Here is a 5231-nt window from a genome sequence, read left to right as displayed (position 1 = left end):
AATTACCATAATGTCGTCCCTCATGGGACTTTTGGGTTGTAGTTGTTATCATAGAAGTCAATTTTAATCGAATTTGGTTTTATATAAAGTTACGTAGAAAAACTGCAAAAAACATTGATAGATTGGATTTCAATAATCAGTGTTCTTTTACCCCATCGGGGTAAAATTATGGTAACTTAAATCGAAAAAGGTAGCCTAAGGCCCGTAGGGCTGACATTATTTGTGATAGAAAAGCAATTCCTATTGAATTTTCTCAAACTTATAATCTTTATCTAAAGGCTCTCAAACTTATAATTATGATTAATATTAAAATTGAAAGCTCATATCATCAGCCCTATATTTCCCTCGACAAAACAATTATTTTTATCGATAAATATAACATTATATTTGAATTACGTTAATAGGCTTGTACTAAACTATTGTATGAAATGAACAAATTGAAATCTATTTTTAGGCTTACTGCCTTGTGTTTGATCTTAAGTGCAGGCCTATTTGCTTGTAAGAGCAGTAAAAAAATGGCGGATGCATCCAATGATGCTGATTCAACTGAGCAACAGGAAAGACCGGATGATACTACCGTGGATTTAGAATCTCCAAAAGATTCTGAGACTGCAGAAGAAGCTAAGGCATCTGAAGAAGAAATGGCCAATAGGCTTGATAATTATTTTAATGCCATTGCTAACTCATCAGATAATACAACAAAAGCCAATAGCAACATCAATGAAGCAAAATCAATGTTTGCCTCCCCAAATGTTCCTGTTTTGATAATCATTAATGAATCTACTGACGGAACCAAAGATTATGATGAGCCAACCAATATTTTGGATTATATGAATTATTTGAAAGATCAAGGTAAAAACCTGAATGATATTTATAAGGTAAAAACCAATGATAGAGGAAGAATTACTGAACTTGAACTGATTCGCAAATAATTGATTGAACTCACTTAAATTTTAAAATGATGAAAATATTAAATATAAAATATATAGGTGTTATTGCACTCTTAATGACTTTTTCCTCTGGTGCAATGGCGCAAACTGATGATGTTTTACCACAAAGAAAACAAGCGATTGATTCTTTAGCTCTTGAAAAAGTTAGAGATTTGAGCAAATACATCAGCATAATCGGAGATAAAGAGACGGCTTATTCTGAAGCCAATAGAGTAATGGACAGAGCAGAGGAATTATTTGCTCCAGATAGTGAAATGGGGGTTTCTTCTTTAACCACTGAGGAAGTTGAGTATTATAAAGTAAGAAAATATTTTGAGCGTTTAATGGCGTTGAATTATGATAATGTAAAAATCTCTTGGTATGACATCCATTATATCAGTGATTTGGAAAAACAGCCTGACGGAAAATATGTAGGAGTTGTAACTGTTTATCAGCGTTTCGAAGGGACTTCTGATGATGGACTAAATTATAAAGATACCACTAAAAAAGACATCACCATTTATGTAGAGAAAAAGAAAACTCAGATTTCCGGTAGAACTATCGAATTCTGGGATGTGATGTTAGGTGATATTCGTGTGACTGAAACTTCTTCATGATACGAATCCTGATTATTAACTTATTGATATGCTTACCTTTCATGCTCCCTGCGCAAATTGTGCAGGGAGATGGAAGTATTCGCGATGAATCTGAATTGTATGCTTCCACCAAGCAGGTAAATCAGTTTTTTAGGCGATTTAATGGGGAAGAAGACCAAAAGGGAGTACGCTATTATGAAGGTGATAAAGACTTTCGTGAAACTTCCTTAAGGAAAAATTATATCACCTTACTTTTTGATAGGGAAAATCAAAATATTCCTTCTGATCAGAAAAAATCATTTATAAATGATGTGACGGACAAGCAAAATCCCCAATTCCTTGATTTCCATAAAGAAGGCTGGTTTGCGGAAGTAAATGCCGTTTTTAGTAGAAATGGACAAGAAGAAAACATACTGCTTTTCTTTAAAATCCAGGAAGAAGGAAAAGGCTATGAATGGGTTTTAGATCAAGTTTCATCTGCTCATTATCAACAATTCTTTGATAAGGATGAAAGCGAGGAGAAAGCTTTTTTACATCCTATGAGCCATGAATTAGATTTTATGAATTTGCATAGGTCCTTAAATAAGGAAAATGCAGTGGATTTCACCGGAGACGATTTTAAAGCAGATCCATTGTCTATTTTTCTTTATGAAATGGCTTCCGAACAAATTCAATTCAAAACTGTAAGGGGAAGTAAATTTCATTTCTTCCAATGCGAAGGATGGTATTTCCAAATTGCTGAGTATAACCGTAAGGGCTATAACAGCGGTTGGCTTATATCTGACTTAACACCAATCAAAAAAGAAGATATCCCACAACTCAAAGCATTTATCTATGAAGCAAAATAATGCCTTTTTAATTCTTTTTAGCTTCCTTTTTGTGTTCAATATTAAGCTATTTGCTCAGGATATTGATGGCTTTGAAAAGCAAGAAATTCAATCTTATCAATCTAAGGCAGAAGACCAAGTCCGTTTTTTAGAGTATTTGCTGAATACTTTAGGAAGTAAAGATGCCAGCCATAGAGATAAGGATGTCATTATCCGTGAAAGCTATTTGAAAATTTTTAGGGACAGTAAAGTTCAAATTGAAGATGATTTGACTGAAAATCGTAATGTTCTGATCAATAAAGATGTAACGGCTTATTTAAAGGATATTGATTTCTTTTTTCAGGATGCCCAATTTGATTTCGATATTAAATCAACAGAACCATTTTTACGCGATAATGGTGGATTATCCTTTAAAGTTGAGCTAAATAGAACCTTAAAAGCTACCGGAATTGAAGGGGAATCCATTTTGAATACCAAAACCCGATTTGTGGAAATCAATTTGGATAAAGAGACCGAGGAGCTTCAGATTGCTAGTATTTATACTACTAAAGTCAGCAGAGATGAAGCAATAACAGAATGGTGGAATAATCTTTCCCTAGGTTGGAAAGATATTTTCCGAAAAGAAATTCAGATAGAAGATGATAGTGTGGAAATCAGTCAATTGAATAAAATTGTTTCAATGGATTCCTTGAATCTATCAGGCAACTATTTTATTGTCAGTTTAGCCCCATTAAGCTTTTTGGTAGATTTGGAATATATCAATTTAAGTCATACAAAAATTGAAGATATAGCTCCTTTAAGTAGTCTTACAGAACTGAAGCATTTAAATATTTCACATACTGCAATAGAGGATTTAAGCTTTCTACGATATGCTGAAAACATGCAGCATTTGGATATTTCTTTTACGCCTGTACAGAAAATAGATCCGTTGGTAAATTTAAAAGCTGTAAAGGAATTGCATTTAAATGGTGCTGATATCAGGGATTTCGAAATTTTGAGCAATTTTAAGGAATTGAGAATACTAGATTTAAGTGAAACCTTCTTTAATCAGCCTGAAGTGTTTTCAGAAATGAAAAAGCTGGAAAATCTTAATATGGCAAAAAGTAACTTGTCAAAGCTGACGGATAAAATGAGTCCTGAGACCTTGAAAAAGCTGGATATTTCATTTGCCTTTATTTCAGACTTAAGTCCTTTAAATAATTATCAGAGTCTTCAGTCGCTCAATATCAACAATACCCAAGTTGAAAGCCTTGAGCCTTTAGAAAGCTTAAATAGTTTGGAGAAGATTTATGCAGACAACACTTTTGTAAGTGAGCAGGATATCAATGAATTTATAGATGCTAATCCTGATAAATTATTGATTGTTAATTCGGAGGAATTGTCAGAATGGTGGGTGAATTTAAATTCTGAATGGAAAGATGCGCTTTCAAAATATATAGATGGGCGAGGGTTTGACAATCCTGAAAAGGAACAATTGACTAAATTATTATTGAAAGACAGCTTAAATCTTAATGATAAGGGTTTGAATGATTTAAATCCATTAGTGAAATTCTCAAGATTGCGGTATTTATCCATTTCCATTAATCAAATTAAAAGTTTGGCACCTATTGAAGGTTTAAATTCTTTAAGTGTTTTAGAAGCTCAAAATGTTGGTTTGAATTCAGTAAGGTCAATTTTGCGTTTAAAAAAATTAAAAAGACTGAACTTAGCTAAAAATCAACTCTCGGAGGAGGAGTTTTTGCAGTTAAGCAAGTTAAATAGTCTGAAAGAATTGAATGTTGATCAAAGTGGAATTCAAAAAGAGGCGGTAAGAAAATTTCTTGAAGAAAAAGCCACGGAATGTAGTGTTATTTATGATAAAGAAGGTATTGATGCGTGGTGGACGAATTTAAATGATACTTGGCGAGCTATTTTTAAACTACAATTTCCTTTAAGCAACATACCAACCTATAAAGAATTACATGATTTAGCTGCAGTCACTTCCATTGTTATTATTGATGAACCTATTGATCGATTAGACCCATTGTCACAATTTGTTTATTTGGAAGAATTACATTTAGAAAGGGTAGGCTTGAATAATTTGAAAAGCATATATTCAGTAAAAGATTTAAAGATATTGAGCATAAAAGAGAGTCCTATTAAAGACTTAGAGCCCTTGACTCAGCTTTACCATTTAGAAAAATTAATATTGGATTTCACTGCAGTTGACGATTTAAAGCCACTAGAAGAAATGCAAAGTCTTGTGCATCTAAGCTTGGCAGGAACTCAAGTTAAAAGTCTAAAAGGTATAGAAACCCTAATCGGATTAAGATATTTAGATATTTCCAGTACTCCAGTTCGTTGGATTGGTAAGCTGGGGTTGTTAACTAATCTAGAGAAATTGATTTGCTACAATACTCGGATTTTTGATTTTAGTCTCAATAATTTCAAAGAAGAGCATCCTGATTGTGAAGTGAGGTTTTATTAGATTTTTTCTCTCCATGAGATAATTTTATAGAGCTATTTTACGTAATTTTTTATAAAATGGTAGACACTCTGCTAATAAAGGCTTCAATTTTTCTGGAAAAGGTTTTGTTTTGGGACTATAAGGCATAAAACTAGTGGAATTATGAATGCTGTTGTACCAATATTTTGCCCACACTCCATCTTCCGAAATTGCGCCTTTTTGCCAATGTAGCATGGCAGAGTCAAACGGAATGCCAATAGCTTTACATAATTTATTCAACTGTTTTTCTGGGTCTAATAGAATGGATTTAGAATCAACCACAATCACGGGTAGATCCATTCCTTGTAATTCTTCTACTATGTCCAAATGCATTTTATATCCTACATCCTGCATAGATGGGTTTTCTATTACTTCTGCAAATGAAGGTAGCATT

General features: G+C 33.1%; 4 protein-coding genes and 1 pseudogene. 4 read left to right on the top strand and 1 reads right to left on the bottom strand.

What is annotated here, in order from left to right; translation table 11 throughout:
- The first annotated feature begins 428 nt into the window (after nt 1–428).
- Genes Q0L29_RS05675 through Q0L29_RS05660 form a run of 4 tightly spaced genes read left to right on the top strand, consistent with a single transcriptional unit; the run spans nt 429 to nt 4819 of the window.
- Entirely contained in the window at nt 429–932 is a 504-nt protein-coding gene (locus Q0L29_RS05675) for a nucleoid-structuring protein H-NS (RefSeq protein WP_296619830.1), read from the top strand.
- A gap of 29 nt (nt 933–961) precedes the next feature.
- Entirely contained in the window at nt 962–1546 is a 585-nt protein-coding gene (locus Q0L29_RS05670; protein WP_296619831.1) for a hypothetical protein, read from the top strand.
- A complete protein-coding gene (locus tag Q0L29_RS05665; protein ID WP_296619828.1) occupies nt 1543–2373 on the top strand; it encodes a hypothetical protein in 831 nt (276 codons plus the stop codon). The genes Q0L29_RS05670 and Q0L29_RS05665 overlap by 4 nt, the downstream gene beginning before the upstream one ends.
- Entirely contained in the window at nt 2360–4819 is a 2460-nt protein-coding gene (locus Q0L29_RS05660) for a leucine-rich repeat domain-containing protein (protein ID WP_296619826.1), read from the top strand. Before Q0L29_RS05665 ends, Q0L29_RS05660 begins: the two co-directional genes overlap by 14 nt.
- Before the next feature lie 24 nt (nt 4820–4843).
- On the opposite strand, the pseudogene Q0L29_RS05655 reads toward Q0L29_RS05660, so the two are convergent.
- Nucleotides 4844–5231: pseudogene (locus Q0L29_RS05655) on the bottom strand (sulfotransferase family protein); the annotation flags it as partial.

The sequence above is a fragment of the Marivirga sp. genome (assembly GCF_024636815.1).
Taxonomy (GTDB): domain Bacteria; phylum Bacteroidota; class Bacteroidia; order Cytophagales; family Cyclobacteriaceae; genus Marivirga.
The sequence above is the reverse complement of the archived record's forward strand: the minus strand, read 5'-3'. Positions and strand labels throughout refer to the sequence as shown.

Excerpts from the sequence above, each read along its gene's own strand:
- Q0L29_RS05675 (WP_296619830.1), top strand. The coding sequence starts at position 429 with ATGAACAAATTGAAATCTATTTTTAGGCTTACTGCCTTGTGTTTGATC.
- Q0L29_RS05670 (WP_296619831.1), top strand. The coding sequence starts at position 962 with ATGAAAATATTAAATATAAAATATATAGGTGTTATTGCACTCTTAATG.
- Q0L29_RS05665 (WP_296619828.1), top strand. The coding sequence starts at position 1,543 with ATGATACGAATCCTGATTATTAACTTATTGATATGCTTACCTTTCATG.
- Q0L29_RS05660 (WP_296619826.1), top strand. The coding sequence starts at position 2,360 with ATGAAGCAAAATAATGCCTTTTTAATTCTTTTTAGCTTCCTTTTTGTG.